This window comes from Rhodocytophaga rosea, from assembly GCF_010119975.1.
Lineage (GTDB): Bacteria > Bacteroidota > Bacteroidia > Cytophagales > 172606-1 > Rhodocytophaga > Rhodocytophaga rosea.
Window position 1 is genome coordinate 6586378 of the sequence record NZ_CP048222.1, and the last position, 18162, is coordinate 6604539.

Here is an 18162-nt window from a genome sequence, read left to right on the forward strand (position 1 = left end):
CGATAGGAAATGATTTAAAGACTTGTTTTGGAATAAAAACCATACACAGTTTTATGAAACAAATTATCTTATGGTGCTTCATGCTTTCTTTTTACGTTTCAGGGAATGCACACATACAAACCAATGCTGATAGTAAAGGTATTCGTGTGGAATATAACAAGAATGTAGAATTACTGGGCTTTGTCTATTTTGTAGGCTATGAAGGCAAAGAACTGGAAAATGAAAGTGATCCTGCCAAACGGGAAAAACACATCAAGCAATACGCCTACGGATATCACCTGTATCAGCAGTATAAAAAGTATGAAAACAGTGAGCACGTAAAATCAGCTATCAATGCGGCCTTAAAATACGATTTGTGGCTCGACTACATGATTAATCTGCTGATCCAGCTGGATAATTTTCCGAATGCAGCTTTGAGAGAAGATATAGTAGTAAATGACTATCTAAAATTTTCGTTGACTAAAGACCCGGTAGATGCCAGAAAGAATGTGACACAGTTTATTGAAGCGCTGAATAAGCTGTATATTGAAGTACAGTTTGATGCTTATCTAACCCAAAACATCCAAAAGTACGACAATGCCTTGCAACAAGTCAAAAGCAGGCTTCCTCCAAAAGAATTTATTCCGGCCATGGAGAAATTTTATGGCAAACAGTTCGATGCCTATACCCTGGTGCCCAGCCTTACGATCCCAGCCAGTATGGGATTTGGGGTAAAATATACCAGGCAGGGCAAGACCAGTATTTTTAATGTATTCGGCGCTTTTGATCAACAGCAGTTCAACGATGAAACCAATCTGGACATGGGTTTTGGCAACGAACAGCAAATTATAGAACTCAGCACCCATGAGTTCGGGCATTCCTTTGTAAACCCGGTGATTGCTCAGATCCCAGATACATTCATGACCCAGACCCAAACGCTTTTCGAACCGATCAAAAACGACATGACCAGACAAGGGTATCCGCAGTGGAAAACCAGTTTGAATGAGCATTTTGTGCGGGCCGGCGAAATCATGATTGCCAGAAATATGGGAAATCCCAAAGCGGCTGAGGCTTTACAAAAGCACTATATAGAGAGCCGGAAATTTATCTACCTGCCTGAAATTCTAACCATACTGGAGCCATATAACCACCGTAAACATATTTCTTACCAGCAAGCCGTGGGGCAGGCGATGGAGAAACTAAAAAGTAAAGTGAGTAACTGATTTTCTGATTTATAAGCGTATTTTGCACCCAAAAATGCACTTGCCACTTCATATTAAACATTTCTCAGACATATGAATATCCTATTTTTCTGTCCGCATTGGGGGCTGGAACAACTATCCTTGGAAGATGCTTTCCGGAAGATAAAAGATGCAGGCTATGATGGCGTAGAAATGGCTGTTCCATTTGATGAGCAGAAAAAAGAGGAATTCCTGAAATTATTAGATACCTATCAACTCTTACTGATTGCCCAGCAATGGTCGGCTGCCGGTGGTACTTTTGCAGAATATAAAGCCTCTTTTGAAAAGCACTTGTATCATTTTGCAGAAGTAAAACCTTTATTTATTAATTCGCAAACTGGGAAAGATTATTACCCTTTTGAGCAAAACAAGGCGTTGATTGAGCGGGCAGAACAAATTTCTAAAGAGACAGGTATAAAAATAGTCCATGAAACTCACCGGGGTAAATTCAGTTTTTGTGCGGCCATTACCAGGAAATTTTTAGAAAATATCCCCAGTTTTACTCTTGCTGCTGATTTCTCGCACTGGTGCAATGTATCAGAATCTTTTCTGCAAGACCAGAAAGAGACTGTACAAGTTGCCATTGGCCGGTCAGCGCATATTCATAGTAGGGTGGGGCATACGCAGGCTGCCCAGGTAAGCGACCCCAGAGCACCTGAGTGGCAGGAAGCCGTAGAACATCATTTAGTATGGTGGGATGCTATTATAGAGCACCAAAAAAAATCACACAATGCCACTTTTACCATTACGCCGGAATTTGGGCCCTGGCCATATATGCCTGCCTTGCCTTTTACCAGACAACCCATTACCAGTCAGTGGGAGGTGAACCTGTATATGCGCGATCTGCTAAAAAAGCGGTATGCCAATTAAGTATAAATATTATTTAAGCTAAACTGATTGCTAAAAATTCCGTACAGAATTTTTGATTTATTAATTCAGATCTAACTATGACAATCACTACAGATTTTGATATTGGAGATGAAGTGAGAGTAAATAACGGGGAAAAGGGTAAAATTACTTCTATCCGAATTGTAATACGGGAAGGAAAAACCGGTGGAGATTATAAAATAGAGTATGAAGTAGATCATACTTATATCCGCTATAGTTACCAGCTTAACAAAATATATTGAATAACGCATTAAATAGGCTGGGGATTACTCACCAGATCAAAGCATTGCCGGGCAATTTCCAGTTCTTCATTGGTAGGAATCACCAGTACTTTTACTCTGGCTTCGGCTGTATTGATTTCACGCATATCCTTGTCTGATGAATTATTTCTGGCTACATCAATAGTAATACCCAGATATTCCATCTCCCGGCAGATCAGTTCCCGAATTTTTTTATCGTTTTCTCCTACACCAGCCGTAAATACAATGGCATCCAGGCCGTTGAGTACGGCTGCATACGCACCCATGTATTTTTTGATCCGGTAGGCATACATGTCATAGGCTAGCTGGGCATGCATATCACCCAACTCTATGGCTTTCGTAATATCCCGCATATCACTGAAACCGGTCAATCCCAGCATACCGCTTTTTTTATTGAGAATGGTATTCACCTCTTTGAGGTCATAGCCAAGCTGGTTTACCAGATAAAAGATCACCGACTGGTCTATATCGCCGGAACGGGTACCCATAATGAGGCCATTCATCGGACCTAAACCCATGCTGGTATCCACACATATGCCATTTTTTACAGCCGACATACTGCACCCATTTCCCAGATGAATGGTGATGAGATTTGTATCCTTTTTACTCAGATATGCAATTGCTCTGTCAGCTACATATTTATGACTGGTTCCATGAAAACCATAAGCACGGATTCCCAGTTTGGTATAAAATTCTTCGGGAATCGCATATCTGAAAGCTTTGGCAGGCATCGTCTGGTGGAAAGCGGTATCAAACACCGCAATCTGGGTAGCCTTTGGGAATATTTGTTCAGCTACTTCAATGCCTAAAAAATTAGATGGATTATGCAGCGGTGCCAGCGGAAATAGTTTTTTAATTTCTGCTTTGGTAGCTTCGGTGATTATGGCTGTTTGGGCAAAACTTTCACCTCCATGTACCACTCTATGTCCGACTACCTGAATTTCCTGCGGATTTTGAATGACACCAATTTTATCATCTGTCAGCAGTTTTACTACCTCTGCCAGGCCAATGCCATGGTCGGGAATAGGTAAGGTAAGCGGAATGACTTCCTGCTGGTCATCTTTATAAACTTTATGAGTAATCACAGCATCCTCTAGCCCGATTCGTTCTACCAGGCCACTGCACACTACTTTTTCTGCGGGCATGTGAAAAAGCTGGTATTTAATAGAACTGCTGCCGGAGTTAATTACAAATAGATTCATGAATTTTGGTCAATAATTTTAATTTACCCTTGTGCCTGAATAGCTGTAATGATTACGGTATTGAAAATGTCGGCTACAGTGCAACCCCGACTCAAGTCATTTACCGGTTTGTTTAACCCTTGTAACATAGGGCCAATGGCTAAAGCGCCAGTTTCCCGCTGTACCGCTTTATAGGTATTATTTCCAGTATTCAAATCCGGGAAGATGAGTACACTGGCTTGTCCGGCAACTTCGGAACCAGGCAATTTTTGCTGGCCAACTTCCGGATCAACGGCGGCATCATACTGGATAGGTCCTTCAATCTTTAAATCCGGGCGCTTCTCTTTTACGATCAGGGTCGCCTGGCGCACTTTCTCTACATCTTCTCCTTGTCCGGAAGTGCCGGAGGAATACGAAAGCATGGCAATACGGGGTTCTATACCAAAACTCAAGCTGCTTTCGGCAGAAGAAATAGCAATCTCTGCCAGTTCCGAAGCTGTAGGATTAGGATTTACGGCGCAATCACCGAATACCGAAACCCGGTCGGGCAGGCACATAAAGAAAACAGAAGAAACGACAGAAATTCCCGGCTTGGTTTTCACAAACTGCAAGGCTGGCCGGATGGTGTGCTGAGTGGTGTGAATGGCACCCGATACCATGCCATCTGCCTGGTTTTTGTACACCATCATCGTTCCGAAATAGGAAACATCCGTCATCAGGTCACGGGCCATTTCCATGTTTACATTTTTATTCTTCCGCAGCTCATATAAGGTATGGACATAATCATCATAACGGTCCGAAGTGGCCGGGTTGATAATCGTAATCTTTGACAAATCGAGGTTCAGGCCCAGGCGGTTTACACTGGCTGTAATTTCATTTACATCGCCCAGCAGCGTTAAATCAACAATATCCTGGCTCACCAGCCTGGCAGTAGCTTTCAGGATACGGTCTTCGTTGCCTTCAGGTAATACGATATGTTTCCGCTGCCTTCTGGCCCGTTTCACCAGCTGGTACTGAAACATGTGTGGAGTGATTCCCTCTGGTTTGAACGTGATGATTTTTTCATCCAGCGCTTTTACATCCACGTATTTCTCGAAGGTATTTATGGCAAGCTCTACCTTTTTGGGATTATCCGGAGAAATCCTGGATTGAATAGAACCTATCTGGTTAGTGGTTAAAAAAGTGCCTACTTCTACGGCAACAATAGGAAGCTGTGTTTGTAAGCCATTGATAAGCCGCATCACCGGTTCTTCAGGCACTAGTCCACCAGTAAGCACAATGCCAGCAACTTTGGGATAGGAGTTGGAAAGATTAGCTTGCAGGGCAGCAATCACAATGTCTGCCCGGTCGCCTGGGGTAACAATTAAAGTGTTTTCTTTGATGCGAACCAGAAAATTAGGTACCTGCATGGCTCCGGTTATAAAATTATCTACCTGCCTGGATAGCTGGTCTTCCCCAAATAATAGTTTTCCACCTACCCGTTCATAAATTTCCCGCATGGTTGGGCTTTTCAAATCCTGCTGGTCAGGAATGACGGCTGTAATGATCTTTTCGGGCAACTGGGACTGGATCAGTTGCTTTACATCGTCTGTTTGCTCGGCCTGTACTTTATTGGCAATGGCAATGAGTACCTGAATTTCCTGTGCTTCAAAGTTCTGATAAGCTGTAATAACTCCATTCACAATCTGCGAAGTCGTTTTACCTTCTCCGGAAATCACAATAGCCACCGGTGCCCCCAGGTTTTTGGCAAAAGAAGCGTTCGCATTAAACTCATAGGCTACACCCCCTCCCAGAAAATCACTTCCTTCCACGACAATAAAATCATAGTTCTCTTCAATCTTTTTGTATTTGCTAATGATCGTATCAATGATTTCGTCTGTATTTCCCTGTTCAGACAGCTTCATTACTTCTTCTCTGGTAAAAGCATATGTGTCAGAGTAGGGAACAGGTAATTCAAAATAATTGAGTACAGTATCAATGTGGGAGTCTTTTTTCAGGTGAGGTTCATCGGAAATGATGGGTTTGAAATACCCGATTTTTTGCGCTTTACTCAGCAACATGTTCATCAAACCTAAAGAAATTAATGATTTTCCAGTATACGGTTCGGTTGCGGCAATGAAAATAGATTTAGTCATATAGGTTGGTCAGAGGTCAATAGTTAGTAGTCATGGGTTAGCAGTTCGCAGCATGATTGGGCAGATGAATAGAAAATTTATACATAATTCCGGAAATCGGTTACAAGTTAACTTCCCAGGGTATGCGGACTGTCGATGATGAAGTAATCATCAGTTCCACTTTTCCATTCCTTCTGCTGGTGACCATTTAGATTTTGGCTCAAAATATTGCCAGAGTAAACGGGAAACATTCCGGAGCAAAACATACCCTTCATTGGTTAATTCCCAGCTTTCATCCTGCTGATTTTTTGTAATGACACAAAATACATAATCTCCCGAAGGTGCATTCACCAGTACTACCTCCGACCTGGACTGATTCACTGCGCCTTGTTTGGAGGCAGCTTGTACCGAAGGTGGGATTTGTGAAAGTGCTTCTCCATCCCAGTAAATTCTTGTCAGGTTGCGGTGCATACGTTCGCTGGCATCCGGGCTCACTGCTTTCCCTTCACGAATGCGTACCAGTAACTCACCCATTTCCCTTGGTGTAGTTTGCCCCCAGCCATATAGTTGTTGATTCGCCTGCCTGCCGGGTGTACGGGAATTTACCCTGGTATGTTGGAATCCATTGGTTTCAAGCCAGGTATTGATGGCCGTTCCTGTACCTGCCAGATACTGGCACCATAAACTTGCTGTATTGTCACTCGTAGTAATCATCAGCATGACAATTTTGCTGAGCGAAATAGATGCACTGTCTTTAAACGATCCTAAGATATCTTCCCCGGGATATAATAAAGAATCACGATATACCAATTTTGCATGATAATCCAGCTCTCCTGTTTTGATCTTATTAAATAAGCCGATCATAATGGGGATTTTAATCATACTGGCGGTAGGAAACAATGAATCTGCCTGGATAGCAGCTGTTTTTCCGCTTTTGAGGTGACGCACATATATACCAACCTCTCCTTTAAAATCTTTCACTATACTATTAAGCTTTTCCTGAAGCTGCCTGTCAGTGCGGCTACCAGGCAGGTTTGGCTGGGCATTGGTTATGGTAAGAATATAAAGAAACAGGTTTATAAACAGGAGAACGCTTTTTTTCATGGAAGAAGAATATGCCGGAAAGCTAAAAAAAGATACCTGCCCATTCAACAAATGAGTATAAAAATTGAAAAGTTCTCACAAGTAGCTTTAATGTATGATAGCGGGGGTAGAAGAATAGTGCAAAAAAAATATTGTATCGATAAGTGATTTTTTATTTTTTTTAATTTTGGTAAATCTGATATAACGTTTGAATCGTAGGTATTAGTATGATATATATTATAAATTTATTCATGCTAAACAGCAAAAAATAAAACTAATTCATTTAAAAAACAGTTAAAATGTTAGTAATAACTCAATAAAGTGTGGTATAATATTTGACAATATGCTACATGGATAAATACAATAATAACTTATATGCGAATATTTAAAAATCTTATATTATTGCTGTCAGTGGTCTGGTTAGGCGCCTGTACAGCTTCTTCGGTAGCGGTTCGCTCTGATTACGACCGTTCTGCTAATTTCAGAGAATATGCTACGTATGCTATTGTTGCTGATAAAGCAAGAAGCAACGATCCGGTACTGGGTAGCCAGTTGAATCAAAAACGCATGGCGCAGGCATTAGATATAGAAATGAAAGCCCGTGGATATGCATCAGTTTCTGCTGACGAAAATCCTGACTTGTTACTGAGCTTCCAAACAGATGCCAAAGACAAGCAGTATACAGTGAATAATAATACCTGGGGATACTGGCGCTGGTATGGTACTGGTCCACAAACCCGTCAATATGAAGAAAGCCGTATTATTCTGAATATGGTAGATGCCAGAACCAAAGAACTGGTTTGGCAAGGATGGGCTGTGGGTCAGTTAAATGAACGTAAAAAAGACCGTGATGCTATCTTTCGTGAGGCTGTATACAAAATTATGCAGGAATATCCTCACCGGGCGGGCGGTCAAGTAAGTAGAGAAGGTAATCGGTAATTTGGAATATACTTAATAAAAAAGCAGGCTATTAGCCTGCTTTTTTGTTTTGTGGTCTGTAAGTATGTCGTTGGTTATAAATAATCCTTAAGTGAACCCCATGCATTAAGGTTCTGCCAACTGTCTTTATGGCGTATTCTTTTTAATAAAATATTCTTGTCCATTGTGATATTTCTCACTTAATCTGGGTTCAAGCTTTTGCCAAACTGTGAGGATATTACCATCTTTATTTTTTTGTAAGCTAAACAAGTTTTCCCCTACCTTGAATTGATCACGTCCAGATTCATCCAGGCTTTGCACAAATTTTACCTGTATCTGATCTTGATCCCCCTCAATTCGAGTTTTTATTTTTAGTGCCGTTTGTTGCCCGTTTACCTCTAGATTACCCACAAACCCACCTTCTTCCTGAAAAACCTCTAAGCTCCATGTCATACCCATCGAATAGCCAGCAATAGCTTTTACAGGTTCTTCTTCATATACATAATTCCCTTCCCAATCTTTTAAGGAAGAACTGCTCTTACAACTTACTAATAGAATAAGGAGGATGAAGTGGCTTAATATTCTCATTTTAAGGGCTGGCAATGATCCCAATATATAAATTATTGCTTCTTTTTTGCTTTTGCCTGCCGGACCAGACTCACATTGGCATTTTCCAGGGTAATGTGTTCGTATTGTCCTTTGCCTTTTGTCGATAGTGATTGCAGAGAAGAGGCAGCCATTTTGTTGTTACCAAAGTTAAATACACTTAAGTATATATCTTTTTCAGCCTCCCGGGTAGCCAGTTCATAAACTTCTCCACTAATGGGAAACTCACCGTCACTGGCCAGAATAATGCGGTTGTTGCCCCCTTTTTTGTAGTTTTTACCGGCTACCTTATAGGCCATTTTTATTCCCTCATTCCCGTTTGTAGCCCCATCTGAGCGGAGTTTATCAATCACTTTAATGATTTTGTCGATGTCCTTGGCTGAAGTAGGTTGTAAGGCTACTTTTGCTTCGCCAGAATATACCACAATCCCAATTTCGTCCTCCGGACGCAGCATTTGCAGCAATAAACGGATGGATTGTTTGAGCAAAGGCAGTTTTTGAGGGGCAGCCATAGAACTGGATACATCCAGCAGCAATATCATATTATTGGTAGCATACCCTTTCATAGAGAAGAAATCTTTTTCGGTCTCTGTAATAAAAACGGTATCGACTTTAGCCCGTTCGATAAACACCGTATCCGTAACCAGTGTCTCAATGCGCTGCACATCGGTAACCTTTACGGTATCATGAATAATAATATTTTTATTGGTTTCAGGTTTGTCTTCTGGCTTGGGAGCAGGCTTTGTTTCTTCAGGTATTTTTTCACTAATTAACGGTTCTGCAGGGCTGCGGTAGGGCTGTTTAAATACAAATACATCCGGCTGCATAATGTTTTTGAGAATAGGTGTTTTTGCAAGCTCAGCGAACTTGTTGTATTCATACACTATATCATTATAGCGGTACATAAACCCATCGTATGGCCGGCGGCTATAGGAAGAAGCAGGTTTAGTTATTTTCTTAGCATCTTCGACCAGTGCGGCTGAAGCATCCGGGATGTCTTCATACGGATTATATGGGCATAGGCCATTATTGCGTCCAATCCGCTGAATGCCTTTCATATTGGTGTATTCGTTGGCAATAACAGAGCGGATGCTGGCTTCCAGTTTTTCGGTTTTGGGAATTACCTGGTTATTTCCCTTAATATAATCCCTTACTCCAAACAATATTTCTTTATCCAGATCAACGGTCTGTCGGAGGGCTTTTCCTGAAACATACCAGGAACCAGTAGGCTGTGTTGCCGGATAAGCTTCAAATATCTTTTGTACATCTGTATATAATTTTTCCTTGCGTTCGTCGAAGGTATTAAACAGCACCTGGTAGCGGTCACGGATCTGGCTTACTCTGAAAAAATCATCTCTTTGGTAATCTCCTTTCTGTGCATGCGTAGCCAGTTCTATGCCCAGTTGGTCCATTTCTTTGAGAATATTCAGCAGTACTTCTGCCTGTGTATTTATGGTTTTGCGGGTGCCTTCTGGAAAATCTCCGCCTGCATTGATAGCTGATTGATAAAAAGACAAGGGAATACTGAATTTTTCATGCAAATAATTAAGCTTCTTGCGGCCTTTAAAATCAGATTCGTGGATGTCGTAAAAGCGTAACTGGTTGATCAGATTGTTTACTGAGCGTACCGATTCGTTGATAAAATCAACATACAGATTCAAAGTAGAAAAGCTTTTCTGAATAATGGGAGCACTTTGTTTCTTAATAGCTAAACTTGCTTCCTGCTTATCGTCGAAAGGTTGTACTGTAACAGCTTCCTGCTGTTCTTGCTTTTGAATACGGAAAACCGGCAATAATTCAGGGTAAAGTAATAAGCGCTGTCCACTTTGACGGCTGTAATTCACAAATGAATTATAACTGGCGACCATATCATTGTTGTAATAATTAAACAGGTCGGCATATACCTGGTTGCTGTACTTATCCGATTGCCGGGCATCAAAACTATATTTATCAATCGCATCTTTTTTTACCTGCTGAATAGACTGGATGGCATTATCGAACGAACCGGCCGCACTGGAAGCCGGATACTGAATGCCTTTTTCTGCCGCTTTCTGGAAAGAATAATTCTTTTTATCAATGTCATTGATGCTTTGTACGAGGGTTTCCATAGGAAAACCAGTAGCTATTTTATCAGTAAAATGATACGTCCAGGGCTGTAATAGATTCCGGTCATTAGCTAATACAACCAGCATCTCTTTTTCCAGCCGGTGATAGGCATTATTGGCATTATAGGGTTGTAGTTGCCGGTATTGCCGGGTTACTTCATCTGTTAAGGCTTGCTGTTTCTCGCGGATGGTATCAAAATCCTTTTCCATTTGCCGGAGCAGTTCATCAAACTTAGCATAAGAATCTGATTTATAATCACCCAGGCGGATGTATACTTCCAGAGCTTTACAATGCTCATCCAGTTGCTGAAGGGCTTTCCATACTTCTCCGGATTTTGCCTCCAGCGTTTTCCCTTTCATCGCCCCTAACCCTGCACTTTTCTGTTGTATCTGTCCAAACTCATATTCCGGCAAATCACTCACACAGCGGTAAGGCCGCATATAATCCTTATTATTCTGCCGTATATACTGCACCTGTTCATAAAAATCTTTCAGTCCTTCCATCACCTTTTCAGACTGCCCGACAGAAGCGTTCATGAATATAATTGGGCTATTTAAGGCTTGTAACTGGGCATCTGTAAGGGTTTGGGCAGATAAAGAAACGCTAGCCAGCCAGGTAAATAGTATAACCAGCAGGTAGGGAAACGGAAGTAAACAGAAAGGTTTTTTCATTGCACTTATTCAACAAATATTTTCACTACAAAAAGAATAATAAATGTATACAAACTACTGGAGAAAAGTAATAACCAGCAGTGTATAAATGTTTTTTTGCAAAAATATGGCTTTATACTTTAATAAGTAAGGGAGGCATTTAAACGTTTCAGAGGGCTTAAACTACCGTTCAACCTCATCATTTGCCGCTATATGAAAATAACCTATAAATTGCAGCATTCAATTCTATTACAATGCGGATTCAGTTAAGCAGAATAATTATCTGTATTCTTTTTTGTTTAACAGGCACTTGTCCCTATCTGAAAGCTCAGATAGAGAAGCCAGAAACGGATACCTTATCACTGTCGGACTTTTACGACATGACCTTACAGCAACTGGATTCTGTAAAAGCTTCTGGTGTATCCAGCGAACTGGAAAAGTTTATCAACAGCCTTATATCTGTTGCCACGCAGAAGTCACTTTCTACCCGCAATACGCCTGGCATTATTACCCTCATTACCGAAGAAGAAATTAAAACCTCCGGAGCCAGAGATCTGATAGATGTACTGCGCCAAGTGCCCGGATTCGATTTCGCCTTAGATGGTGAAGGAAGGGTAGGAATAGGCATTCGTGGGAACTGGGCCAATGAGGGCAAAGTACTTCTGCTCATCGATGGACAGGAAATGAATGAAATCTATACAGCCAACCTGTTTTTTGGCAACCATTATCCGGTGGAGTTTATCAAACGTATTGAAATCATCCGGGGACCAGGTTCTGCCATTTATGGTGGTTTTGCTGAATTCGGGGTGATTAATATTATAACCAAAGGGGTAGAGGATTTAAACGGTATTTCGGTGAGCGCTGTGTATGGGCAGATGCAGAAAACCTACGGACGGCATAACCTGTATTTGTATGGAGGAAAAAAATGGAAGAACGCTGCTCTAAGTCTTTCCCTGTTTAATGGGGGAGGCCAGCGAAGTGACAGAGATCATTATGGATTTTACAATGATGAATGGGCAGATTCTTTAGGAGCAGGTGCCTATGCCTCCCTGGCTGGAAATTCAGAACTAAACCCTTCCTATTCTAATCTTTTATTTACCTGGAAAAAATTGAGTTTCCGTTCGGTGGGTGATTTTTATGATGTAACCGACATTACCCTGATTGATAATAACAAAAAAAGAAGATCACAATATGGCATCAACAATACGTATCATGAGCTGAAATATGACTTTAAAGTAAGTGAAAAGCTGAAGATCACACCCAAGCTCAACTTCATTCTGCAATTTCCTGTACGCAATAATGTGCCGGACTCTATTACCAGATATGATCAGAAAAACTTCATCAGCCGGTCGAAAGCCAATATTACAGCCTCCTATGATGCTTCTCACCGGACAAATTTTATCGGAGGTGTTGAATATTTCAATGACTTTGCCCGTGCCAGTTCTAATGGTGTTTTCCGGGTAGGAGACAAAAATGTTTCTTACCATAACATTGCTGCTTTCGGACAGGGGATATTCAATTTACCCTTTGTCAATATTACAGCCGGTATCCGCTATGACTGGAACTCTTCCTTTGGTTCTGCTTTTGTGCCCCGGCTGGGTTTAACCAAAAGATTGCCAGGCAATAAATGGCATTTTAAACTGTTGTTGAGCGATGTTTTCCGGGCACCCTCCATTGGTAATGTGGTAAATTCATTTAATGGCAATTACACCATTGTCAATCCGGGAAGGCCCGATCGCTATATACTTCCTGAGAAAGGAATTAAACCTGAGCGCACCTTTGTAGCAGAAGCAGAAGTAGGGTATCAGATCAATAGCCGCATGATCCTGACTGCTAATGTGTTTGATATGACGATACGTAATCCCATTGTATATTATTTTTACCAGGATGATGCCATCCGGGATGCATTCTATGAGAATGCGGGCATTAATGTCTTTAGTAATTTCAAACGTACCGGCACCAGAGGATATGAATTAGATTATCGCTTTAAGACCAAATGGGGCTCTGTTTCTGCTAATTATTCATTTTATTCCCTGGAATCTAAACCCAGGATCGCCGCTTATTCGGTGAGTACCTTCAACCGTAATCCAGAAAAAAGAGCAGAGGTGAACAATAATCAGGTTCTGGGTCTGGCCAATCATAAATTGAATGTAAATGCTACTTATTTTATCACCCAAAACTTTTCGGCCAATGTAACGGCAACGTTTTATGGCAAACGCTATGGCTACGATGTGCTGTTTACTGGTCCGGGTAAATTCGATGTAGATGGTCAACTCATCCGGCGTTCGCCAGTAGGCCTTGCTAACCTGTATTTCCATTATCAGAATTTATTTACCAAAGGTTTGGATGTTGGCATTGGGGCTTACAACCTATTTAACAGTAAATACGATTTTCTGCAGCCCAACTTTGCACTAAATACACCTGTTCCGGGTCCTTCGAGAGAAATTATAGTGAAAGCCGGTTACAGTTTTGAATTCAGGAAGAAGAAAAAGAAAGTGTAAAAGTGAAGAAAGGAAAGAAAATAATAGGCACCTCTGTTTTAAAATTGCTGCTGATAGCGGCAGGTGTCTGGCTATTTTCTCTTCCGGCGGTTGCACAGGATATTGATTATAAAACGCAGTCTTTGTTTATTTATAAGTTTACCAAATACATTACCTGGCCTCAGGCACTCAGCAGAAATGATTTTGTGATAGGCGTATATGGCAATTCACCCATTTCTGAAGAATTGCAGGTAATGGCATCGCTGAAAAAGGCTGGCGAAGGGCAAAGAATAGTTATAAAAAGAATAAACTCGGTAGATGAAATTGAAAACCTGCATATTTTGTATGTGGCTTCTTCCAAGAGCCGGGAATTGAGAAGCATATTAGATAAGATTGGAAAAAAACCTACTTTAGTGGTAGCAGAAAGAGATGGGCTGGCGAAAAAAGGAGCGTCTATTAACTTTCTGATTATGGAAAATAATACCCTGAAATTTGAAGTGAACCGTAGTGAACTGCAAAGCCGGGGCCTTTCCATCTCTGATGAATTGCTGAAGGTAGGCTTTATTGTAGGGTGATTTGCTAGTATAACTATGCTAATAATTCAGCCTTAACCTTCCTGTAATTTTTAATTCGTAATATTTAATTCATAATTCCCTTCCATGTTACTGGTTCGGTGGTTTTGTCTGGTGAATATCCTGTGGAGCGTAATAGCTATGCCTGCGTATGCCCAGGTAGCCAGGCAAACTTTCAAACATATTACCTCAGAACAAGGCTTACCACAAAGCGCCATCAATACTTTATTTCAGGACAGCCGGGGATTTATCTGGATTGGAACCCAGCAAGGATTGTTCAGATACGATGGATATACCTTTCTGGCATATCTGCATGAGGCGTCTAATACTAAGTCTCTTTCGGGAAACGCCATCCGTAGCTTATATGAGGATACAGAGGGGAATTTATGGATAGGCACAGAAGGTTATGGATTGAATCGGTTCAACCGGCAGTCGGAAAATTTTGTAAGAGTTGATGGAAAAAACAAACAGCTCTCAGGGATTGCTGAAAATACAGTTACAGCCATTTTAAAAGATAAACAAGGCGTATTGTGGATAGGCACACAAAGTGGCTTGCAAATGCTGGAAAAAGGTTCATTGCTGCCATTCCCTATATCAGCAGGTGCCCAAACGCAGGCTGTTCAGCACTTGCTGGAAGATAAGAAAGGGAATCTTTGGATAGGCACCGACCAGGGGCTTTTCCAGGTCAGTCAAAACCGCCAGCACCGGACACACTTTACCCATCAAGCGGCTGATTCTGCTAGCCTAAGCAGCAACCGGGTTCAATGCTTGTTTGAAGATAAACAAGGTACGCTGTGGATTGGTACTCATGCCGGCCTTAACCGTTTTAATCCGGTTAAGCAGAATTTTTCAAAAGTTGGTTTTCAGGCATCCAAAAATAATGAAGCCGGAGATACTGAAATTTACTCTCTTGCTCAGGATAAGGAAGGTAATATATGGATGGGTACTTTCGGGAACGGACTTGTGAAACTGAATCCCAAAACTCTGGCTACAACCGTACATAATCATATTCCGGAAGATAAAAGCAGCATCAGCAGCGATGTGATTTTATCTCTCCTGATCGACCGTTCTGGCTTGCTATGGGCGGGCACTTATGAAGGTATTCTGGATCAGTTAAACCTGCTGAAAACAGAATTCGGTAAACTTACCTATCAGCCAGTTGATACTAACTCTTTAGCCAGCAACGAAGTATATGCCATTCTCGAAGATCATAAAAAAAGGCTTTGGATAGGTACCGATAATGGGTTAAGTGTATACAACCAACAAACAAGTTCATTTACAAATCTGCATGCTTCTGCTGGCACTACCGGAAGCATGAGCAGCAATATTGTGTACAGCCTTTTACAGGATAAACAAAAAAATATGTGGATTGGCACTGCAGATGGCGGTCTGCTTAAATTATCTGCTCCGGATATAAACAAGGGTGTATTTAATTTTGAGCCATTTTTGCCAGCTCCAGGTAGTAACAATAAACTTGCCGATGATGAAATACTATCCTTGCTGGAAGATAAATCTGGATATATCTGGGTAGGTACAGCCAAAGGATTAAGCGTGATTGACAGTAAGAACAGAGTAGTAACTTATACGCATAGCTCTAACCGTAAACATTCCCTAAGCGATAACCAGGTGCTTTGTTTGTATGAAGATAGGTCTGGTAAAGTATGGGTAGGTACAAACAAAGGCTTGAATCAGTTTAATTCTAAAAAACGCAATTTTACCAGATTCGAAAAAGAAAAGAATGCGTTAAAAAGCCTGCCTTATAGCGCCATTTATGCTATACATGAAGATGCCATAGGTAACTTATGGCTTGGAACAGATGATGGCTTGTGCCGTTTGAATACCCGGCGGGATACAGCTACTTTATATACGGTGGAAAATGGCCTGCCAGATAATGTAGTGTATGGCATTATGGAAGATTCAGCCAAAAATCTTTGGGTGAGTACCAATAAGGGTATCAGCAAAATGAAAAAAAATGAAACTGGCAAACCTGCTTTTATTCAGTATAATTCTTCCAACTGGCTGCACTGCAATTCCTTTAACATTGGCGCTTACCACAAAAGTAAATCCGGAATGATGTATTTTGGATGTAATGAGGGATTAACCTATTTCAATCCGGCTGCAATTACTGGCAATACTTATGCGCCACTGGTTGTAATTACAGATTTCCAGTTATTCTTTGAGCCTGTAACAATTTCCAATAAAAAAGAGTCTCCTTTATCTAAAGCAATTACCGAAACTGAAAAATTGCTTCTCAAGTATAATCAGAATGTATTGTACTTTGAATTTGCGGCGCTCAACTTTATCGACCATGATAAAAATGAGTACGCTTTTTTTATGCAGGGTTTTGATAAAGACTGGAATTATGTAAAAAACAAACACAATGCTACCTATACCAATCTTGACCCAGGAACCTATGTGTTTAAGGTGAAAGCCTCAAATAATGATGGCGTATGGAATGAGGCAGGTGCTTCTATTGAGATTGTGATTAAACCTCCGTTTTACCGCGAAACCTGGTTTTATGTATTGTGTACCGCTGGATTAATTTTTAGTGTGGTGGGTTATGTACACATGCAAATGCGGGAAATGCAGGAAAATGAACGTTTGCTGGTACAAAAAGTAAAAGAGCGCACTGAAGAAGTAACTAAGCAGAAAGAAGAACTGGAAACAACCATTGAAAATCTGAAAGCGACCCAGGCTCAGTTAGTACAGGCCGAAAAAATGGCTTCGTTGGGTATTCTTACTGCAGGTGTAGCCCATGAGATTAATAATCCTATTAATTTTGTAAGTGCCAATGTAGAACCATTGAAAAGGGATATTGACGACATGCTGCAGGTGTTGGCAGGCTATGAAAACACCGTGAAGAAATATACCCTCTCCGAGGAGTTCAAAGAAGTAGAGAATTTAAAAAAAGAGTTAGATTTTGAAGTTCTTATCCGCGAAATCAACGATCTTCTGAAAGGGATTAAGGAAGGAGCCAGCCGTACTTCTGAAATTGTAAAAGGCCTGCGTAATTTCTCCAGGCTGGATGAAAATGAAATGAAGCCGGTACAGGTGAATGAAGGCATTGAATCTACCTTACTGGTGCTTTCCAACCAGTTGAAAAACAAGATAATTGTACATAAGGAATACGGCAAACTGGAAAACCTCGTTGGCTATCCAGGGAAACTGAACCAGGTATTTATGAACATCATTTCCAATGCCTGCCAGGCTATTCCGGAGAAAGGGGAAATTTATATCAAAACCTTTATGGACAAAAGAGAAGTTGTGATTCGGATTACAGATACTGGTATAGGCATGACGGAGGAAGTAAAAAAACGGATATTTGAGCCCTTTTTCACTACTAAAAAAGTAGGAGCTGGTACAGGACTGGGCTTGTTTATTGCCTACGGCATCATTAAAGACCATAATGGCAAAGTGTTCGTGGAAAGCACACCAGGAAAAGGCACTACCTTTACCATACGCTTGCCGGTCAATGCTTAGAAATTTGTCTGAAGACTGGATCATTAAGGATGATAATAGTTGTGTTGAACAGATATAATAACAACATTTGATATACAATTATCCTCAATCGTTGAAGTGCAGGTTAGCAAACAAGGAAAATGTTAAACAATTTTACTCTGATCTAAAGAGTGAGTTTTCTCAGATAAAAGATTTAAAATCGAGTTGTTTAAACATTATGTTTTCGCTCTCGCAAGAAAAATAACAGAGAAAGCAATACAATGCAAACTCATCCAATTTCTCACTAAGCATTCGCATATTCGATGGCAGAACGATCTCTATAAAGCAGCTCATCAAAGATTTGGCTTTCCGATAGATAGTGAGCTTATGAGTCTCTATGGTTAAGTTTGACACAAGCTATAATTTCCTCTTTTGCACACACCTGACGAAAGTGGACTGAGTCAACATGGGAATAAGCATTTTAAAATTAAGCCTTTCAGGTTAATACCGGCTTGTTTCAATATACGACAGAACTGCTCAAAAAGCACCTGAATGTCAACTAGGTCGTGATGCTGTCCAGCTTGAACAATTCTGGTGAACTGTTATCTTACTAATAGAGAGTTGAGTAATGACTTAGGCTGTCTTT

General features: G+C 40.9%; 12 protein-coding genes. 7 read left to right on the top strand and 5 right to left on the bottom strand.

All coding sequences use genetic code 11. The features are described from left to right. The first annotated feature begins 53 nt into the window (after window positions 1–53). The 3 genes from GXP67_RS27140 to GXP67_RS27150 all read left to right on the top strand — a co-directional run bounded on the left by GXP67_RS27140 (window position 54) and on the right by GXP67_RS27150 (window position 2350). Window positions 54–1202 (top strand): DUF4932 domain-containing protein, encoded by a 1149-nt coding sequence (locus GXP67_RS27140; protein WP_162446030.1) that lies wholly within the window; start codon window positions 54–56, stop codon window positions 1200–1202. Window positions 1203–1274: 72 nt separating this feature from the next. Next, window positions 1275–2090 (top strand): sugar phosphate isomerase/epimerase family protein, encoded by an 816-nt coding sequence (locus GXP67_RS27145; RefSeq protein WP_162446031.1) that lies wholly within the window; start codon window positions 1275–1277, stop codon window positions 2088–2090. 77 nt (window positions 2091–2167) lie between these two features. After that, on the top strand, window positions 2168–2350 hold the full coding sequence (locus GXP67_RS27150) for a hypothetical protein (RefSeq protein ID WP_162446032.1): 183 nt from the start codon (window positions 2168–2170) through the stop codon (window positions 2348–2350). 8 nt (window positions 2351–2358) lie between these two features. On the opposite strand, the gene GXP67_RS27155 is transcribed toward GXP67_RS27150, so the two are convergent. From GXP67_RS27155 to GXP67_RS27165, 3 genes are all read right to left on the bottom strand, one after another. Further along, entirely contained in the window at window positions 2359–3570 is a 1212-nt protein-coding gene (locus tag GXP67_RS27155; protein WP_162446033.1) for an acetate/propionate family kinase, read from the bottom strand. A gap of 23 nt (window positions 3571–3593) precedes the next feature. Further along, a complete protein-coding gene (gene pta / locus GXP67_RS27160; RefSeq protein WP_162446034.1) occupies window positions 3594–5684 on the bottom strand; it encodes a phosphate acetyltransferase in 2091 nt (696 codons plus the stop codon). Between the two features lie 150 nt (window positions 5685–5834). Then, window positions 5835–6767, bottom strand: a complete 933-nt coding sequence (locus tag GXP67_RS27165; protein WP_162446035.1) for a serine hydrolase — start codon at window positions 6765–6767, stop codon at window positions 5835–5837. Between the two features lie 354 nt (window positions 6768–7121). Between GXP67_RS27165 and GXP67_RS27170 the strand changes: the two genes are divergently transcribed. After that, window positions 7122–7685, top strand: coding sequence for a DUF4136 domain-containing protein (locus GXP67_RS27170; protein WP_162446036.1), 564 nt, complete (start codon window positions 7122–7124; stop codon window positions 7683–7685). Between the two features lie 126 nt (window positions 7686–7811). Here the strand turns inward: GXP67_RS27170 and GXP67_RS27175 are convergent, their stop codons facing one another. After that, window positions 7812–8267, bottom strand: a complete 456-nt coding sequence (locus GXP67_RS27175; protein WP_162446037.1) for a DUF5991 domain-containing protein — start codon at window positions 8265–8267, stop codon at window positions 7812–7814. 17 nt (window positions 8268–8284) lie between these two features. Next, window positions 8285–11047 carry a vWA domain-containing protein gene (locus GXP67_RS27180; protein WP_162446038.1) on the bottom strand — a complete coding sequence of 921 codons (2763 nt, stop codon included), beginning with the start codon at window positions 11045–11047 and terminating at the stop codon, window positions 8285–8287. A gap of 233 nt (window positions 11048–11280) precedes the next feature. On the opposite strand from GXP67_RS27180, the gene GXP67_RS27185 reads away from it, so the two are divergent. The 3 genes from GXP67_RS27185 to GXP67_RS27195 all read left to right on the top strand — a co-directional run bounded on the left by GXP67_RS27185 (window position 11281) and on the right by GXP67_RS27195 (window position 17558). Next, on the top strand, window positions 11281–13527 hold the full coding sequence (locus tag GXP67_RS27185) for a TonB-dependent receptor plug domain-containing protein (RefSeq protein ID WP_162446039.1): 2247 nt from the start codon (window positions 11281–11283) through the stop codon (window positions 13525–13527). A gap of 2 nt (window positions 13528–13529) precedes the next feature. Then, window positions 13530–14081, top strand: coding sequence for a YfiR family protein (locus GXP67_RS27190; RefSeq protein ID WP_162446040.1), 552 nt, complete (start codon window positions 13530–13532; stop codon window positions 14079–14081). 84 nt (window positions 14082–14165) lie between these two features. After that, the gene (locus tag GXP67_RS27195; protein ID WP_162446041.1) at window positions 14166–17558 is read left to right on the top strand and encodes a two-component regulator propeller domain-containing protein; all 3393 of its coding nucleotides are present in this window, start codon (window positions 14166–14168) and stop codon (window positions 17556–17558) included. Window positions 17559–18162 lie beyond the last annotated feature (604 nt).